Below are 16,716 nucleotides of genomic sequence, written 5' to 3' on the forward strand. Positions count from 1 at the left end.
AATTCAAAAGCAGGCGGGGAAAATCAATGACGACCATTCTAAGCGGATATGTCACGCTGCATGGGGCGCTGCGTGCCGCGGAACGACGTTGGCTACGCAACCTCGATGCCGCTTTGTGCGCGAGGCAGCTTTCGCCGGATCAGTGGTCGATGCTGTGCAATCTGTCGACCGAAAACGGCATCACGATGAGCGAATTGGCCAACCGCTCGCAATTGGCGCCGTCCTCGGCGACCAGGCACGCCGACTTCCTCGCCGAGCGCGGCCTGATCTTCCGGGTGGCGGCGGAGGAGGATCGGCGGCGCATCCTGATCGGGCTGAGCAGGCTGGGGGCCGAGCTGGTCGCGTCGGTGCGCGCCGAGGAGGAGCTCGCGGAGCGTCAATTGCAGAACAAGATCGGCGCGCGGCGCTATGCCGAGCTCAAGCGGCTGCTGGAGCTGGTCGCCGAGGGGTAGTCGGCGCCGTCGTCCGCCCGTGCACGGTCGTCGCGACGGAGAAACGTCAAGGGGGGTTGCTCACGCCACGGTGAGCGTCTCGAAGTCGACGCCCGCCGCCCGCGCGACGAAGGTCGGCTGCACGATCTGATCGCCGCGGAAGGTGAACTCGCCGGACGGGCCTTCGAGCACCGGACGGTCGGCCAGCGCGCGGTGGATGCGCGCCGTCTCGAACGAGCCCGCGGTGTCGACCGCGGTCCGCAGCGCGTGCAGCGAGCGGTAGGCGCCGTTGGCGAATCTGCTGAAGGCTGGGGCGAATCCGTGGTGCAGCCGCAGGTACCGGTCGAGCAGATCGCGGTGGCCCGCGCTGCGCCGATCGGGAATCACGCTGGAGGGCACGTAGATATTGCGGTTGACGTCGAGTCCGCCTGCGAGCAGGACGTTTTCGTCGATGGTCGGGCCGGTGCGGAACTGGCGGTCGGCGCGTCCCGCCGCGGTGAAGGCCCGGTTGAAGCGGGCCGCGTCGGCGCCGATCAGCAGCAGGATCACCCCGTCGGCCGCGTCCAGCCGGGGATCGTCGAGCACGGCGTCGAAGTCCTCGGCGCCGATCGGCACGAAGTGTTCGGCGACCACCGAGTGCCGCGGTGCGAGCACCTCGCGCAGCGCGGGCGCGATCCGGCGCGACCAGAGATAGTCGCTGGCAACCACCGCCCAGCGCCGGGCGCCGAACTCCCGGTAGAGCCAGTCGACCGCGACCAGCGTCTGGATGCCGGGGTGCTCGCCGATCATGAAGACGCCCGGTTCTTCTGCGGCGAGCCCGTCGTGGCCGACACCGAACAGGCACGGCGCGCGACCGGCCGCCGCGCGCATGATCGCGGCGCGATTCTCCGGCATCGGGATGCCCGTGACGGCGTGCACCATGCCGGTCGCCAGCAGGGCCGAGACCTCGTCGTAGACGCGCTGCGGCGGACCGCCGCCGTCGATCGTGGTCACGCATACCTCGCGTCCGAGAATGCCGGTGCCGCTGTTGATTTCGGCCACGGCCAGGTTCGCGGCGGCCACGCAGGACGGCCCGATGATGGCGCCGGCGCCGTGCAGGGGTGCGATGTTGACGATCTCGACGGCGTCGTGCCGCCCGCTCGGCAGTGTCATGCGAACCCCTGCCCTTCACGCGAGATTGCTGGATGTTCTCGTTCGCAGCCTGGGGGCTAGTTTAGCGGCGTCGGCGGAAGTTGCCGCCTATCCATGTCGGCGGCCGAGGCGGTGCGGGCCCTAGGATCGGTCCATGCCGGTTTCCGCCACCGCCGCCACGGCCGATGGTCTGTGCGCGTTCATCGATGATTCGCCCTCGCCGTTCCACGTGGTCCGCACGGTCGCGCGGGAACTGGACCTGCACGGCTTCACCCGGCTCGAGGAGGCGTCGGTCTGGCCCGACGAGACGATCGGACGCCGCTACGTGGTGCGTGGCGGTTCGCTGGTCGCCTGGTCGGGGACCGGCCAAGACGCCCCGTTCCGTGTCGTCGGCGCGCACACCGACAGCCCGAACCTGCGGGTGAAGCAGCACCCGGATCTGGCCTCCGCGGGCTGGCAGCTCGTCGGGCTCGAGCCCTACGGCGGCGCATGGCTGAACTCGTGGCTGGACCGCGAGCTCGGCATCTCCGGCCGGCTGACGGTGCGAGACGGAAACAGGGTGCGCGAGCAGCTGATTCGCGTCGACGACCCGATCCTGCGGGTGCCGCAGCTGGCCATCCACCTCTCCGAGGACCGGCGCGGCGTCACCCTCGACCCGCAGCGGCACGTGAACGCGGTGTGGGGCGTCGGTGACACGCCGCGCTCGTTCCTCGCCTTCGTCGCCGAGAGCGCGGCGGTGGATCCGGCCGCGGTGCTCGGCTGGGAGCTGATGACGCACGATCTCGAGCAGAGCAGGCTGGTCGGACGGGACCGCGATCTGGTCAGCGCGCCCCGGCTGGACAACCAGGGCACCTGCTACGCCGGACTGCGCGCGTTCCTCGCCGCGGTGGAGGATCCCGGCGCGGCGACCCCGGTGCTCGCCATGTTCGATCACGAGGAGGTCGGCAGCCAGTCCGATCGCGGAGCCCAGTCCGATCTGCTGCCCGCCGTGCTGGAGCGGATCGTGCTCGCCCGCGGTGGCGGTCGCGCCGAATACCTTGCGGCCCTTGCCGGTTCGGTCTGCGCGTCCGGCGACATGGCGCACGCCACCCACCCCAACTACCCCGAGCGGCACGAGCCCGCGCACCGCATCGAGATCAACGGCGGACCGGTGCTCAAGGTCAACCAGAACCTGCGCTACGCCACCGACGCCACCGGCGCGGGCGCCTTCGCCCTCGCCTGCGACCAAGCGGCAGTCCCGTTGCAGCGCTACGTCCACCGCGCCGACCTGCCCTGCGGTTCCACCATCGGCCCCATGACCGCCGCCCGCACCGGCATGCCCACCGTCGACGTCGGCGCCCCCCAACTGGCGATGCACTCGGCCCGAGAATTGATGGGCGCCAACGACGTTCCCGCCTACGCGGCGGCGCTAGCGGCGTTCCTCACGCCGGTGGAGTAGGGCCCGCTGCGCCCAGCCGGGACGCGCTACCGGCCGAGTTCGGCGTCGATCTCCGCTCAGCGGGCTCTCACATCAGGTTCGCCCGGCAATGTTCCCCGGTCGGCAGGGACGACGTCGCCTCGGCGCACGTCCGTCCGCCGGAAGGTGATCAAGGCGGCCGGTTCGTCAGCGGCGCGAGATCCTCAACGTTCGCGGTACCGAGTGGATCCTTTGCGCGATGTGGACTGGATGCAGGTGAGCGTCGGCATGGAAACGGCCATGGATCGCATCGATCAAACCCTGTCCCGGCCTTCACTTCTGCGTGCGGTGGCGGAGCGCGCCTATTCCGGAAGCAGGCGGCCGGTGTATCCCGCGGCGACGAGTCGTGAGTAGGCGTTCCGAACTTCGTCCGGCACATCCATGTGAATGGCCCAACCTTTCCTCGGATACACCCACGTCCTCTGGGTATCGCCGACGAGCATGGTGATGACGCGATCGACATCGCCGATTCTGTCGATGTACTCGTCCAGGGTCACTGGTAGTGAAGTGCAGACGACGTCCACTTCGGGCCAAAGTTTGCGGCACGCAGCGTAACTGCGGCGCTGCTGGTATGGGCGGCAGATGAGTACCACGGACTCGATCGAGTCGAGACGGCCGTTCTGTTCCAGCAGTGCTTGTGTGAACGTGATGTTCTGACCGGTGTTGGTCGCAGCGGGTTCGATGAGGATGGCGCTCTGGGGAACACCCAGGTCAATCGCATGCTCGCGATAATGCACCGCCTCACCACGGGGAAATGTGCCTATCGTGGTGGGGGAGTTCCCTCCACTGAAAACTATGAGCGGAAATGTGCGTTGCCGGTACAGCGCTGCGGTCCAGGTGGCCACGCCGAGGTCATGGCTACCTAGACCGATCCCGAGGTCCGCCGAGCCCACTCGCTGATGCATCTGGTTGTAGTCCCACAGCACTTCGACATCGGAGCGAAGGCGATTGGGCAGTGCCACCGAAGTCATGATCGAGGCGCTTTCAGTCGGGAACTTTGAAGTCGTAGGTCCACGAGAATCGTGATGCGGCGTGCACGCCGCGCGCGAACTCGACGAGGACGTTGTCTGTGGTGTACGTGCGACGCGTCAGGATCATGACCGGCTCACCGGACGGTAGTTCGAGCGTGGCGATCTCGCTCGGGTTCGGCATGCGTGCCGAGATCGTCTCAACGATTCGGTCGGGCTCGAGGCCTTGCAGGGCGAGGACTGCGAATCCTCCACCGCGCCCGGCGGGACCTGGCGCCGGATCTACCAGCGGGGTTCCCTCGACGTGCGCTGGCAGATAGTAGCTCGTGAGCGTATGTGTCGGCTGGCCATCGTCACGCACGACGCGTGCGCGTTCGTACACGAAAGACTTCCGAGGGATACCGAAAGCTGCGGCTACTTCGCTGTCCGCTTCTACGAGCTGGACCGTGTTTGCCTGATCGGCAGACTTCCATGGACGCCCCGATGCTTCGCGATCGGCCGCGAAGGCGACGAGGTCACCGAACTTCCATTTCTTCTTGGAATATCGTTCCGGACCGAGTCTGTGCATAGGTGGGCGTTCGTGAACCACCGTGCCCCGGCGCCTGATCGGCGTCACCAGTCCCTCGGCTTCGAGCACGGCGACGGCTTGGCGAACGGTCTTGATGTTGACGCCATGCTGTACGGCCAGCGTGTCCTGCTTGGGCAGAGTTGCGCCGGGTGGGTACACGCCATCGCGGATGGCCGCGCGCAAAGTGGCCGCCAACTCTCGGTACCCGCCGCCCGCCATCTGCTGATCGCTCCCGTCTGTGATCCGCTTCGAGCCCGCCGATGACGAGAGTAGCCGCCGACCATCTTGAGGGAGATACAACCGGCTCTATTGACACCGATGGGGCCCACTGCTCAAATAGAGCTACTTCTATTGCTCTCAAGTGTGGCCTTCTGGATCGGTATGACGTCAATTGGGGTGACTCGCGTGACCATCGAAGAATCGGGCAACCACAACAATTCGAACGAACTTCTGCCGCAGGCGATTTCATCGCGCCACGAGGGCCCGGCGACCGGTGTGGCCGGGCTCGCGTCGACTGCTGCGAACGGCGACCGGGCTGGGGGGCCGTCGGTTTTCGCGGCGGGCGATACGGCGCATTCACGGTGTGAGTACTACCGAGCGGTCTGCAATTTGCCCGCCGTGGTCGACGAGGAAACCGGCCGCATCGGCTTCACCACCGGCATGGTGTGGGCGATCAGGATGCCCGCTGATCTCGGGCTGCGCGTCAAGGGCGGTATGGAGCGCAGGCAGTGCGGGGGTGGGTCGATCATTTCTCACCCGCGCAGTCGGACCTGGACGTTCTTGGTGCGTTCGGACATCCCGGTCGACCTTCCCGGCGAGGCATTGCTGTGGCGCAACCACGTCCACGTCATCCGCGGCGGAGGGCATATCGCGTTGCCGGGGCCTTCGGATCACGGACTGCGGTATCGGACGTGGATTACCCTCGCACACAGCGGGTTCCGGCCCTCGGGCTTGGCGGTGATCGACACCGTACATGCCTGTTTGGCGAGTCCGGGATCGCGCTGATGAGCGGCCGGTGTTCACCGCGCCCGGCGGAACCCGATGTGCACCTTGCGGTGTACGTACGTGGGATGCGTTTCGATTTCACCGCGTGCATGACAGCTGCGCTGTGGTTCCTTCAGGAACATCAGCAGCGGCGGTATGTGGATGCCGTGAGTGTGAGCCTCGCGGATGGTGGGCGGTACCCGCGCCTCCCAAACGAGCGGCTCTACCTGGAACCGTGACAATATTTGAGGAAGTATAGTTAGTGTAAATATACTTCCTCGAATAGCGGAGGTTCCGTTGCTGGTGAAACCTGCCGACATGTTCGACCGTGAGCGGGAGTGGCGTGCGCTGGCGGGGTTCGTTACGAGTGGTCAGCCGCACGCGACGCTGGGGGTGGTGTCCGGTCGGCGCAGGCAGGGCAAGACGTTCCTGCTGGAGGCGATCTGTGAGGCGGCCGGGGGCTTCTACTTTGCCGCGGACCAGGCAACCGAGGCCGAGTCGTTGCGGTATTTCGCCGCGGCGGTGGCGGAGTTCAGTGGGTCGGGGCTGCCGGTTCGATTCGAGGACTGGCGTCAGGCGGTCGATGCGCTGCTGACGGTGACCGAGAACCGCGAGGTCCCTGTCGTCATCGATGAGTTCCCGTATCTGGTGAAGGCGAGTCCGGGATTGCCATCGATCATTCAGTCGGCGTTGGCGCCGCGCAGGCCCGAGCGGCGGCGGTCCCGGGCCAGGTTGTTGCTGTGTGGGTCGGCGATGTCCTTCATGGGTTCGCTGCTGGCCGGTGGCGCACCGCTGCGCGGGCGAGCCGGGCTGGAACTGATCGTTCCGACGCTGGACTATCGTCTCGCCGCGGATTTCTGGGGGATCGACGATCCGCGGTTGGCGATCCAGGTGCACTCGATCGTCGGCGGAACACCCGCTTATCGGAGGGAGTTCGTCGAAGGAGACGTGCCCGCGAGTCTGGAGGATTTCGACGACTGGGTGCTACGAACGGTGCTCAACCCGTCGAGTCCGTTGTTCCGTGAGGCGAGGTATCTCCTGAGCGAGGAACCCGGATTGCGCGACCCTGGTCTTTACCACTCGGTGTTGGCGGCCGTGGCCCAGGGAAACTCGACCAGCGGCGGTATCGCCTCGTATGTCGGACGCAAGGCCAGCGACATCACTCATCCGCTCACCGTGCTCGAAGACTGCGGCCTGTTGCGCCGCGAGCGCGATGCGTTTCGCGGCAACCGCATGATCTACCGCATCAATGAGCCGCTCGTCGCGTTCTATCAAGCCGTGCAGCGCCCGGACTGGACCGAATGGGAACGCGGACGGCGGACGGCGCGTCTGTGGGAACGTCGGCGCCATCGCTTCGAAAGCAATGTGCTGGGTCCGCATTTCGAGGAGGTCTGCCGCGCCTGGGTCGCCGACTACGCACCCGAGGACTTCTTCGGGGGTCACGTCACCAGAGTGGCCAGCGGAATGGTCAACGATCCCGCACAGCAGACGACGCACGAGGTCGACATCGCGGTGTTCGGCGAGCTTCCCGACGGGCGCGAAGCGCTGCTGTCCATCGGCGAAGCCAAATGGAACGACACGATGGGCCTGGGTCATCTCGACCGGTTGCGCCGGATCCGGGACCTGCTCTCGGCCAAGTTCGACACAAGCCGAACACGGCTGGCTTGCTATAGCGCTGCGGGTTTCATGCCCGCGCTGACCGAGGCCGTCGCCGCGGAGGACGTGGTCCTGGTGGACTCGAACACCCTCTACGGGATGTGACGGGCGAGTCAGGCGGTGGCCGAGGCGGTTTCGGTGGTGCGGGTCACGGCGGGGCGGTAGGTGCAGACCGCGTAGACGAGGATGGCGAAGGTCACGAGGACGTAGCTGCTGCCGAGAATCTGCTGCCACCAAGCCCAGTCGAGTTCTCGATCCTTCGAGTGGGGGAGCAACCACTGGGGGCCGACGAGGAAGAGGACGGTCAGGCAGGCGATGGTTGTGGGGAACCAGCGTCCGCGCGGGGTTCGGGCGCGGCCCTCGCGGGCGCGGACGAGGGCGTCGGCGGCGGCGACGAGGGCGGGCGCCACCCAGACCCAGTGGTGCGACCAGGAGACCGGCGAGACGAGCAGGACCGCGGCGGCGTTGACCAGCAGCGCGGCGACGGTGTTGCCCGCGGCGATGAGACGGTGCATCCAGATGGCGGCCAGCGCGACCGCGATCAGCGAGAGGGTGATCCAGATCAGGGTGGCCGCGGAATCGGAGACGCCGAGCCGGAAGGCCATGCCCTTGAGCGACTGGTTGCCCGCGAAGTACGGCGGGCCGATGCGGCCGGTGTCGGAGAGGGTGTGGAACCAGTAGTCCACGGAATCGCTTGGGAACAGGAGGAATCCGAGGCCGACCGCACAGATCGCCGAGACGACCAGGGTGCCAGCGGCCTTCCAGTCCCTGCGCAGCAGGAAGTACAGCAGATAACCCGCGGGAATCAGCTTGATCGACACCGCGATTCCGATGAGCATGCCGCGCGGCCAGAACGGCTTGCGCACCAGGCAGTCCAGCGCGACGGCGGCCATCAGCACCAGGTTGATCTGGCCGAAGCCGTAGGTCTGCCGCACCGGTTCCAGGAACCCCGCCGCAGCGACAGCGGCGATCACCAAGGGCAGCATGGTCGTCCGGTCGAGCTCCGGCCGGATCCTGGCCAGCACCAGCCACAGCGTGATGCCTAGGCTGCCGATCGAGGTGGCAAGCACCAGCACCTCGGCGAGCGGCAGCGGCATCAGCGCGAGCGGCGCGAAGAACAGCGCGGCCAGCGGGGGATAGGTGAACGGAAGGCCGATGCCGAACACCGGCGGCATCGGGCCGTACAGCTCGCCGCCGTCCAGCCAGACGCGCGCGCCGTTGCGGTAGACCCGCAGGTCGATGTACCCGCCCCACCAGTGCACCAGCAGCGAGACGACCGCGGAGACCAGGAACAACGCGAGGGCCGCGCCCAGCCAGCGCAACTGCCTCGATGACATCGGCGAACGCGGTGACGAGCCGGTGGTGGATTCGGCGACCTCCGGGTGCGCATCCTCCGTGGCATCCTCGGCCGAATTCGCAACCCCCGATCGTTCGCTCACCCGGACAGCGTAATGGGCGGCCGTGCCCCTCACCTGCGGGGCCGCGTCACCCGCCCTCTAGACTGGGCGCCAGGCGTCTCGCCGCAACTCAGTGACAACGGCCCGGCCGAAAGGACCCTGGTACTCCGTGACTCCGCAGGTCGACACCGTCAGCGCAGCCGCAGCGACCCCCGATGTGGCGCAACCGTACAAAGAGCTGGGTCTCAAGGACGACGAGTACGCCCGCATCAAGGAGATCCTCGGCCGTCGGCCCACCGACGCCGAGCTGGCGATGTACTCGGTGATGTGGAGCGAGCACTGCTCCTACAAGTCCTCCAAGGTGCACCTGCGCTACTTCGGTCAGACCACCACCGACGAGATGCGCGAGTCCATGCTCGCGGGCATCGGCGAGAACGCAGGCGTGGTCGACGTGGGCGACGGCTGGGCGGTCACCTTCAAGGTGGAAAGCCACAACCACCCGTCCTACGTCGAGCCGTACCAGGGCGCGGCCACCGGTGTCGGCGGCATCGTGCGCGACATCATGGCGATGGGCGCGCGCCCGATCGCGGTGATGGACCAGCTGCGCTTCGGCGCGGCGGACGCGGCCGACACCCGCCGCGTCGTCGACGGCGTGGTGCGCGGCGTCGGCGGCTACGGCAACTCGCTCGGCCTGCCGAATGTCGGCGGCGAGACCGTGTTCGACGCCTCTTACCAGGGCAACCCGCTGGTCAACGCGCTGTGCGCTGGCGTGATGCGGGTCGAGGACCTGCACCTTGCCTTCGCCTCCGGCAAGGGCAACAAGATCATCCTGTTCGGCGCGCGCACCGGCCTCGACGGTATCGGCGGCGTCTCCGTGCTCGCCTCGGACACCTTCTCCGGCGACGAGTCCGGCGCCGGACGCAAGAAGCTGCCCAGCGTCCAGGTCGGCGACCCGTTCACCGAGAAGGTGCTCATCGAGTGCTGTCTCGAGCTGTACGCGGCGAAGCTGGTCGTCGGCATCCAGGACCTCGGCGGTGCCGGACTGTCCTGCGCCACCTCCGAACTCGCGGCCGCAGGCGACGGCGGCATGCACATCGACCTGACCAAGGTGCCGCTGCGCGCGGCCAACATGACGCCCGCGGAGATCCTCTCCAGCGAGTCCCAGGAGCGCATGTGCGCCGTGGTCACCCCCGAGAACGTCGAGGCGTTCATGGCGGTGTGCCACAAGTGGGACGTGCTCGCCACCGTCATCGGTGAGGTCACCGACGGCGACCGTCTGGTGGTCACCTGGCACGGCGAGACCGTGGTGGACGTGCCGCCGCGCACCGTCGCGCACGAGGGCCCGGTGTACGAGCGCCCGGTGCGGCGCCCGGACTACCAGGACGCGCTGATCGCCGACACCCCGGACAAGCTCTCGCGTCCGAAGACACCGGAGGAGCTGCGCGCGACGCTGCTCCAGATGATCTCCAGCCCGCAGCTGTGCAGCCGCAAGTGGATCACCGAGCAGTACGACCGCTACGTGCGCGGCAACACCGTGCTCGCCGAGCACGCCGACGCGGGCGTCATCCGGATCGACGAAGAGACCGGTCGCGGCATCGCGCTGGCCACCGACGCCTCCGGCCGCTACACCAAGCTGGACCCGTACACCGGCGCGCAGCTCGCGCTGGCCGAGGCCTACCGCAACGTCGCAACCACCGGCGCCACCCCGAAGGCCGTCACCAACTGCCTGAACTTCGGCTCGCCGGAGGACCCCGGCGTGATGTGGCAGTTCCAGCAGGCCGTGCGCGGTCTCGCGGACGGCTGTGTGGCCCTTGGCATTCCGGTCACCGGCGGCAACGTCAGCTTTTACAACCAGACCGGCCAGGACGCCATCCTGCCGACGCCGGTCGTCGGCGTGCTCGGCGTCATCGACGACGTGCACCGCCGCATCCCCACCGGCCTCGGCCTCGAACCGGGCGAGACGCTGATCCTGCTCGGCGAGACCCGCGACGAGTTCGGCGGCTCCATCTGGTCGCAGGTCGCCCACGATCACCTCGGCGGCGAACCGCCCAAGGTCGACTTCGCGCGCGAGCAGCTGCTCGCCGAGATCCTCACCGCGGGCTCGCGCGACGGCATGATCAGCGCCGCGCACGACCTGTCCGAGGGTGGTCTGGCGCAGGCCGTGGTGGAGGCCGCGCTGGCGGGCGAGACCGGTTGCCGCATCCTGCTTCCCGAGGGCGCCGACCCGTTCGTCACGCTGTTCTCCGAATCGGCGGGCCGGGTGCTCGTCGCGGTGCCGCGCTCGGAGGAGACCCGGTTCACCAAGATGTGCGACGCGCGTGAGCTGCCGTGGGTGCGCATCGGCGTCGTCGACCAGGGCTCGGATTCCGTCGAGGTGCAGGGCCAATTCTCGGTTACCATGGCCGAATTGCGCGACGCCTACGAGGGCACGCTGCCGAAACTCTTCGGAGCCAGCGCGATCTGACCCCACCGGGAGGCTCGGATGGTTACCGCTGAGCTACGCGACGGGGCCGGCCGACTGGTCGGCCTCGTCGAGCGTTTCTTCCATCCGAACTACGTCGGTCTCGTCGTCGCCACCCTGTTCTTCTGCTGGTCGCTGACGCCTTCGCTGCTGCCGCGCGACTGGCTGTTCCAGGGGCTGGTCAGCGGCGTCAACGCCGCGATCGGCTACGGCGTCGGCTGCCTGCTCGACCTGGCCTATCGCAAATGGATCGCGCCGCGGGTGAAACCGCCCGCGGCGCTGGCACAGCGGCTGCCGAGCTGGCTCGGCGGGGTCGTCAAGACACTCGTCGTGCTCGCGTGCGTGGTAGTCGCGATCGTCATGCTCGTGCAGTCGGCGCGCTGGCAGCGCGAGATCACCGCGCTGATGGGCATGGACCAGACCACCACTTCCGGCTATCTGCGCACGGGCGCGTTGAGCGCCGCGGTGGTCGCCTTGGTGATCGGGCTGTTCCGCGCGGCGCGCTGGTCGGTCCGCTGGGTGGCGGGCGAATTGGTGCGGTGGGTGCGCATCCCACGCCGGATCGCGCTGCCGATCGGATTCGTCACCGTGGCCGTGGTCGCGGTGCTGCTCGGCAACGGCGTGCTGGTGCGCGTCTTCTTCGACGCGGCGAATTCGGCGTTCAGCGTGCGCAACAGCAACACCTCGCCGAACGCCACCCAGCCGCAGCTGCCCGAGAAGTCCGGCAGCCCAGCGTCGTTGGCGGCGTGGGACACGCTGGGCTCGGAAGGCCGCTGGTTCGTCTCCTACGGGCCCGACGCCGCGGCGATCGAGCGCGTGACGGGAAAGCCTGCGCGCGAGCCGATTCGCGTCTACACCGGGCTCGAGTCGGCCGAGAATCCCGAGGCGCAGGCGGAATTGGCGATCGACGAACTCGAGCGCACCAAGGCGTTCGAGCGCAAGGTGCTCGTCGTGGTGACCACCACCGGCACCGGCTGGGTCGACTCGACCAGCGTGGAATCGATCGAGATGATGTTCGGCGGCGACACCGCCGTCGTCGCGACGCAGTATTCCTATCTGCCGAGCGTGCTTTCGTTCCTCTCGGACCGGGCCAAGGCCACCGAAGCCGGAAAGCTGTTGTTCGACAAGGTCTACGAGCACTGGTCGGCGCGCCCCGCGGAGTTGCGCCCGAAGCTGCTGGTCTACGGCGAGAGCCTGGGCTCGCAGGGTTCGGAGGGCGCTTTCAGCGGCCTCGCCGACCTGCGGACGCGCACCGACGGCGTGCTGTGGGTCGGACCGCCCAATTCCAACCGGATCTGGCGCGAGTTCGTCACCCGGCGCGATCCGGGCTCGCCGGAGATCCTGCCCACCTACGCCGACGGTCTCGTCGTCCGTTTCGCCGACGAACGCGCACACCTGTGGCAGGCGGGCGCGACCTGGCTCGACCCCCGCGTGCTCTACCTCCAGCACGCCACGGACCCGGTGGTGTGGTGGTCACCGGATCTGCTGTTCGACGAACCGGATTGGCTGCGTGAGCCGCCCGGGCCGGACGTGTCGCCGCGCATGGGCTGGTATCCGATCGTCACGTTCTGGCAGGTCGCCGCCGACCTGCCGAACGCGCAGCGGGTCAGCGACGGTCACGGCCACCGCTACGGCACGCTGGTGCTCGACGCGTGGGTCGCCATCGCCGAACCGCCGGACTGGACAGTGGAACTCTCCGACCGCGTCCGCCAGTACCTGGAGGAATCCGCCGACCGCGAGCGCGCGCTGAAATAGCCACACCCGATGCGGGCCCGGACCCCTCGTCGCCGGGCTCGCATCGGATGGGCGTCGATCAGAGTGGTTTGAACGGATCGTGTTCGGCCATCAGCTTTTCCATCCGCGCCGCGTCGATCCGGCTGGCGGTGGAGGCGGCCTCGTGCTGATCGCGCACCACCTTGGCGAGGGTGAAGGTGCTGGTCACCAGGAACAGCACGGTCATGCCGAGGAAGCCGCGTTGCCAGACGTCCAGCGGAAGGTAGAAGATGCCGACGCCCGCCCCGAACAAGCTGACGCCGAACGCGATCGCGGCCTGCGCGACATAGGCCGAGGTTGCTTTCGGCGCTGCGTTTGGTGTGCTCATGGACAACGAGTCTGCGGGGCGAACAGCTCGCGCGACCGCGTACAACTACTCGAGCACGGTGGGTAATTGCCGCGTGACGCGGCTGTGATGTGCGCCCGCGTGGCCGCGTGGCGGTACGGGCAACCCGCCCGTCGGTGCGGAGCGCCATACTGTTCGAGTGCTCGAGAAGGCCGACACCCTGACGAAGCTGCGTGCCCGCGGCGTCGTCGTGGTGCGCCGGGCCGAGGACATCATCGACCTCAACTACGTCGGGCTGATCGTCGCGACCGTCTTCTTCGCGCTGTCGGTGACGCCGTCGCTGGTGCCGAGGGACTGGCTGTTCCAGGGCCTGATCTCGGGCATCAACGCGGCACTCGGCTACGGCCTCGGCTGCGTGCTCGAATGGCTGTTCCGGATCTGGGTGCGGCCGCGGCTGAAGATTCCCGGACCGCCCACCTGGGTGCGCTACGCGCTCAAGACCGCGATCCTGCTCACCTCCGCGCTGGCCGCCGCCCTGATGCTGGTGCAGTCGGCGCGCTGGCAGCGCGAGATCACCGCGCTGATGGGCATGGAGGGCACGACGACTCCCGCCTACCTGCGCACCGGATTGTTGAGCGTGGCGGTGGGCGCCGCGGTGGTCGCGGGTTATCGGACCGTGCGCGAGATCATCCTGTTCCTGGCCCGTCAGTTGAACCGGTGGGTCAGGGTGCCGCGCGAGCTGGCGCCCGCCGCGGGAGCGCTGGTGCTCGTGGTGCTCGTCGTGACGCTGTTCAACGGCGTCGCCTCGCGCGCGTTCTTCGCCGTCGCCAACTCGGCGTTCAGCGTCCGCAACGACCACACCTCGCCGAACGCGGTGCAACCGCAGCAGCCTGAGCGCTCGGGCAGCCCGGCCTCGCTGGCGAAGTGGGAGACGCTCGGCTTCGAAGGGCGCTGGTTCGTCTCGCACGGACCCTCGCGCAGCCGCATCGCGGCGGTGACCGGTCAGCCGGCGCGCGAACCGATCCGGGCCTACGTCGGGTTGGAATCGGCCGACGGTGGCGCGGAGCAAGCCGCGCTCGCGGTCGAGGAGCTGGAGCGCACCGGAGCCTTCGACAGGAAGGTGCTCGTCGTGATCACCACCACGGGCACGGGCTGGGTCAATTCCCTGGCGGCGGGTGCGATCGAGTACATGTACGGCGGCGACAGCGCCATCGTCGCGACGCAGTACTCGTATCTGCCGAGCGTGCTCTCGTTCCTCGCGGACCGCGGAAAAGCGGCCGCGGCGGGGGAGCGGCTCTTCGACGCGGTGTACGAGCACTGGTCGGCGCGCCCGCCGCAGTCGCGGCCGAAGCTGCTGGTGTACGGCGAGAGCCTGGGCTCGCAGGGGTCGGAGGCCGCGTTCGACGGCCTCGCCGATCTGCGCGCCAAGGTGGACGGCGCGCTGTGGGTGGGTCCGCCGAATTCCAACCGGCTGTGGCAGCAGTTCGTCCAGCGGCGCGACCCAGGTTCCCGTGAAGTGGAGCCGGTGTACGCCGACGGGCTGGTCGTCCGATTCGCCGACGACGCCGCCGATCTCGCGCGCCCGGACAGCGAATGGCGAGCGCCGCGCATCGCCTATCTCATGCACGCCTCCGACCCGATCGTCTGGTGGTCGACGGATCTGATCTTCTCCCAACCGGATTGGCTGTCGGAGCCGCGCGGCTCGGACGTGTCCTCGCAGATGCGCTGGGCGCCGTTCGTCACGTTCTGGCAGGTCGCCGCGGATCTCACCAACGCGCAGGGTGTTTCGGACGGGCACGGCCACCGCTACGGCAGCCTGGTGCTGGACGGTTGGGCCGCCATCGCCGCGCCGCCCGGTTGGAATGCCGAACTGGCGGAGCGGATTCGGTTCCAGCTGGAGGCGGCCGAGGAGTTCGAGCGGGAGACCAAGTGAGCGTCGGGCCGGTTCTGAAGGCGCTCGCGGGAACCGGCCTCGCCTTGGCGTGGAGCAACCTGGTGCTGCCGGGGCTCGGACTGGATCAGCGCGGGCGAACGGCGGTGAACGCCTGCTTCGCTACCGGTTACGGGCTCGCGCTCGGTGGTCGATCCCACTGGTGGTCGGGCAAAGGGGTGCGGGTCGGCGCGGCCGCCGGTTCGCTGGTTCTGGCCGGTTACGGTGCGGCCGTGGCGATTCCGGCGGTCCGCGAGAGTCTGCGTGAGTTCGCCGCACCGGAACAAGAGGTCTCGGATGTCGAGTGGGTCGCCGTGCACATTCCGATCGGCACCGTCTACAGCGAGGAGCTGATCTTCCGCTCCACGCTGGAACCGCTGCTGGACAACGCTTTCGGCGTGCGCCTCGGCCGACTGCTCGGCGCCGCCACCTTCGGTCTGTGGCACATCCATCCCGCTCGCGCGGGTTCCGAACCCGTTGTGCCGACGGTGCTGTTCACCGCTTTCGGCGGCGCGCTCTTCGGTCTGCTGCGCCGCAGCACCGGCAGCACGACCGCGCCCGCGCTCGTGCACTACGCGATCAACGCGGGCGGCGTGGTCGCGCGACGGATCGCTCTGGAGTCGCTGTTCCGCGAGCGGCCCGATCGCGACTCGCGCGGTGCGATTCGGGAATGAATGAAGCGAGCCGGTGTTGGATCGACTCGTGAAACTCGACGACGCCGCGCGCGCACTGATCGGATCCGGTGCCGACGCCACCCTGGTCACCCTCAATCCCGACGGCAGCCCGCAGGTCAGCCTGGTCTGGGTCGCGCTGCGATCGACGCCCGAAGGCGACGAGCTCGTCACCGCTCACCTCGGCGAGTACAAGAAGGTCCGCAACGTCCGGCGCGACGGCCGCGTCGCGCTCACCATCGTCTCCAGGGAACGCGGCGAGATCATGACGCCGTACCTCTCGGTGACCGGAACGGCGCGCGTCGTCGAGGGCGGTGCGCCGGAGCTGCTCAGGGAACTCGCGCGGACGATGGCCGCGCCTGGCATCGGCTTCCCGCCCGACGACGCGCCGGAGGGCTTCCTCACCCGCATCCGAATCGAGAAGGTCGGCGGCATCGGCCCCTGGGCCTCCTGACAGTTCCGCCCGCCGCGCGCTCTCCCCGCAGGACCGCGCCTGGCGTCCCACACAACCTCTGCACGCCTCACATAGCCACCGCCTATGTGAGGCGTGCGAAAGGTGTGTGCCAGGGCGGCGTGCTTCGGTGTCTCGTCGGTCGGGGTCGCTGGGTAACCTCGGCCGAGTGGGACGACGAGCGACGGTGGACCCGGCGGAAACCCGGTCGGCGGTGGCGGCGGTGAGTGCTTGGCTGCGTGACGAAACTGCGGAGCAACCCGCGCGGCCCGAGCTGGCGGCGGCGGTCAAGACGACCGTGCGCACGCTGGCCGCGAACGCGCCCGGCCATTCCGTCGAGGTGCGGGTACCGCCGTTCGTCGCGGTGCAGTGCATCGAAGGGCCCCGCCACACGCGCGGCACCCCGCCCAATGTCGTCGAGACCGACCCGCGCACCTGGCTGCTGCTCGCCACCGGACTGCTCGATTTCGACACCGCGGTCCACTCCGGAGCGCTCACCGCCTCCGGCAGCCGCGCCGCCGAGGTCGCGCATTGGCTGCCGATCCTGCGTCTC

General features: G+C 68.4%; 15 protein-coding genes. 10 read left to right on the plus strand and 5 right to left on the minus strand.

From position 1 onward, the window contains the following. Positions 1-26: 26 nt before the first annotated feature. The gene (locus tag NAM01S_RS29100; protein ID WP_067791327.1) at positions 27-452 is read left to right on the plus strand and encodes a MarR family winged helix-turn-helix transcriptional regulator; all 426 of its coding nucleotides are present in this window, start codon (positions 27-29) and stop codon (positions 450-452) included. Positions 453-512: 60 nt separating this feature from the next. On the opposite strand, the gene NAM01S_RS29105 is transcribed toward NAM01S_RS29100, so the two are convergent. After that, positions 513-1,583, minus strand: a complete 1,071-nt coding sequence (locus tag NAM01S_RS29105) for an ABC transporter substrate-binding protein (RefSeq protein ID WP_067791329.1) — start codon at positions 1,581-1,583, stop codon at positions 513-515. A gap of 133 nt (positions 1,584-1,716) precedes the next feature. Here NAM01S_RS29105 and NAM01S_RS29110 point away from each other — a divergent pair, with 133 nt between their 5' ends. Beyond that, positions 1,717-3,000 (plus strand): M18 family aminopeptidase, encoded by a 1,284-nt coding sequence (locus tag NAM01S_RS29110; protein WP_067791331.1) that lies wholly within the window; start codon positions 1,717-1,719, stop codon positions 2,998-3,000. A 320-nt stretch (positions 3,001-3,320) separates the two neighbouring features. On the opposite strand, the gene NAM01S_RS29115 is transcribed toward NAM01S_RS29110, so the two are convergent. After that, on the minus strand, positions 3,321-3,989 hold the full coding sequence (locus NAM01S_RS29115; protein ID WP_067791333.1) for a YdcF family protein: 669 nt from the start codon (positions 3,987-3,989) through the stop codon (positions 3,321-3,323). Positions 3,990-4,002: 13 nt separating this feature from the next. Then, entirely contained in the window at positions 4,003-4,749 is a 747-nt protein-coding gene (locus NAM01S_RS29120) for a GntR family transcriptional regulator (RefSeq protein WP_218018476.1), read from the minus strand. Between the two features lie 168 nt (positions 4,750-4,917). On the opposite strand from NAM01S_RS29120, the gene NAM01S_RS29125 reads away from it, so the two are divergent. After that, the gene (locus NAM01S_RS29125; protein WP_174554875.1) at positions 4,918-5,559 is read left to right on the plus strand and encodes a hypothetical protein; all 642 of its coding nucleotides are present in this window, start codon (positions 4,918-4,920) and stop codon (positions 5,557-5,559) included. Between the two features lie 282 nt (positions 5,560-5,841). Further along, positions 5,842-7,299 carry an AAA family ATPase gene (locus tag NAM01S_RS29130; RefSeq protein ID WP_253798614.1) on the plus strand — a complete coding sequence of 486 codons (1,458 nt, stop codon included), beginning with the start codon at positions 5,842-5,844 and terminating at the stop codon, positions 7,297-7,299. Between the two features lie 8 nt (positions 7,300-7,307). Here the strand turns inward: NAM01S_RS29130 and NAM01S_RS29135 are convergent, their stop codons facing one another. Next, a complete protein-coding gene (locus NAM01S_RS29135) occupies positions 7,308-8,633 on the minus strand; it encodes a glycosyltransferase 87 family protein (protein WP_067791337.1) in 1,326 nt (441 codons plus the stop codon). Between the two features lie 127 nt (positions 8,634-8,760). On the opposite strand from NAM01S_RS29135, the gene purL reads away from it, so the two are divergent. Then, positions 8,761-11,055 (plus strand): phosphoribosylformylglycinamidine synthase subunit PurL, encoded by a 2,295-nt coding sequence (purL, locus tag NAM01S_RS29140; RefSeq protein ID WP_067791338.1) that lies wholly within the window; start codon positions 8,761-8,763, stop codon positions 11,053-11,055. 18 nt (positions 11,056-11,073) lie between these two features. Continuing rightward, the gene (locus tag NAM01S_RS29145) at positions 11,074-12,807 is read left to right on the plus strand and encodes an alpha/beta hydrolase (RefSeq protein WP_067791340.1); all 1,734 of its coding nucleotides are present in this window, start codon (positions 11,074-11,076) and stop codon (positions 12,805-12,807) included. A 58-nt stretch (positions 12,808-12,865) separates the two neighbouring features. Here the strand turns inward: NAM01S_RS29145 and NAM01S_RS29150 are convergent, their stop codons facing one another. After that, positions 12,866-13,153, minus strand: coding sequence for a YiaA/YiaB family inner membrane protein (locus NAM01S_RS29150; RefSeq protein WP_067791341.1), 288 nt, complete (start codon positions 13,151-13,153; stop codon positions 12,866-12,868). A 157-nt stretch (positions 13,154-13,310) separates the two neighbouring features. On the opposite strand from NAM01S_RS29150, the gene NAM01S_RS29155 reads away from it, so the two are divergent. The 4 genes from NAM01S_RS29155 to NAM01S_RS29170 form a co-directional block, all read left to right on the plus strand. Continuing rightward, on the plus strand, positions 13,311-15,044 hold the full coding sequence (locus tag NAM01S_RS29155) for an alpha/beta hydrolase (RefSeq protein WP_067791343.1): 1,734 nt from the start codon (positions 13,311-13,313) through the stop codon (positions 15,042-15,044). Beyond that, positions 15,041-15,715 carry a CPBP family intramembrane glutamic endopeptidase gene (locus NAM01S_RS29160; protein WP_067791345.1) on the plus strand — a complete coding sequence of 225 codons (675 nt, stop codon included), beginning with the start codon at positions 15,041-15,043 and terminating at the stop codon, positions 15,713-15,715. Before NAM01S_RS29155 ends, NAM01S_RS29160 begins: the two co-directional genes overlap by 4 nt. Positions 15,716-15,743: 28 nt before the next feature. Next, the gene (locus tag NAM01S_RS29165) at positions 15,744-16,166 is read left to right on the plus strand and encodes a PPOX class F420-dependent oxidoreductase (RefSeq protein ID WP_067791347.1); all 423 of its coding nucleotides are present in this window, start codon (positions 15,744-15,746) and stop codon (positions 16,164-16,166) included. A 166-nt stretch (positions 16,167-16,332) separates the two neighbouring features. After that, on the plus strand, positions 16,333-16,716 hold a 384-nt coding region (locus tag NAM01S_RS29170; RefSeq protein WP_067791370.1), incomplete at its 3' end, for a sterol carrier family protein.

Source organism: Nocardia amikacinitolerans NBRC 108937 (assembly GCF_001612615.1).
GTDB lineage: Bacteria > Actinomycetota > Actinomycetes > Mycobacteriales > Mycobacteriaceae > Nocardia > Nocardia amikacinitolerans.

What these genes read in the sequence shown, in the direction of transcription:
- NAM01S_RS29100 (WP_067791327.1), top strand. Translation starts at nt 27, where the DNA reads ATGACGACCATTCTAAGCGGATATGTCACGCTGCATGGGGCGCTGCGT.
- NAM01S_RS29105 (WP_067791329.1), bottom strand. Translation starts at nt 1,583, where the DNA reads ATGACACTGCCGAGCGGGCGGCACGACGCCGTCGAGATCGTCAACATC.
- NAM01S_RS29110 (WP_067791331.1), top strand. Translation starts at nt 1,717, where the DNA reads ATGCCGGTTTCCGCCACCGCCGCCACGGCCGATGGTCTGTGCGCGTTC.
- NAM01S_RS29115 (WP_067791333.1), bottom strand. Translation starts at nt 3,989, where the DNA reads ATGACTTCGGTGGCACTGCCCAATCGCCTTCGCTCCGATGTCGAAGTG.
- NAM01S_RS29145 (WP_067791340.1), top strand. Translation starts at nt 11,074, where the DNA reads ATGGTTACCGCTGAGCTACGCGACGGGGCCGGCCGACTGGTCGGCCTC.
- NAM01S_RS29150 (WP_067791341.1), bottom strand. Translation starts at nt 13,153, where the DNA reads ATGAGCACACCAAACGCAGCGCCGAAAGCAACCTCGGCCTATGTCGCG.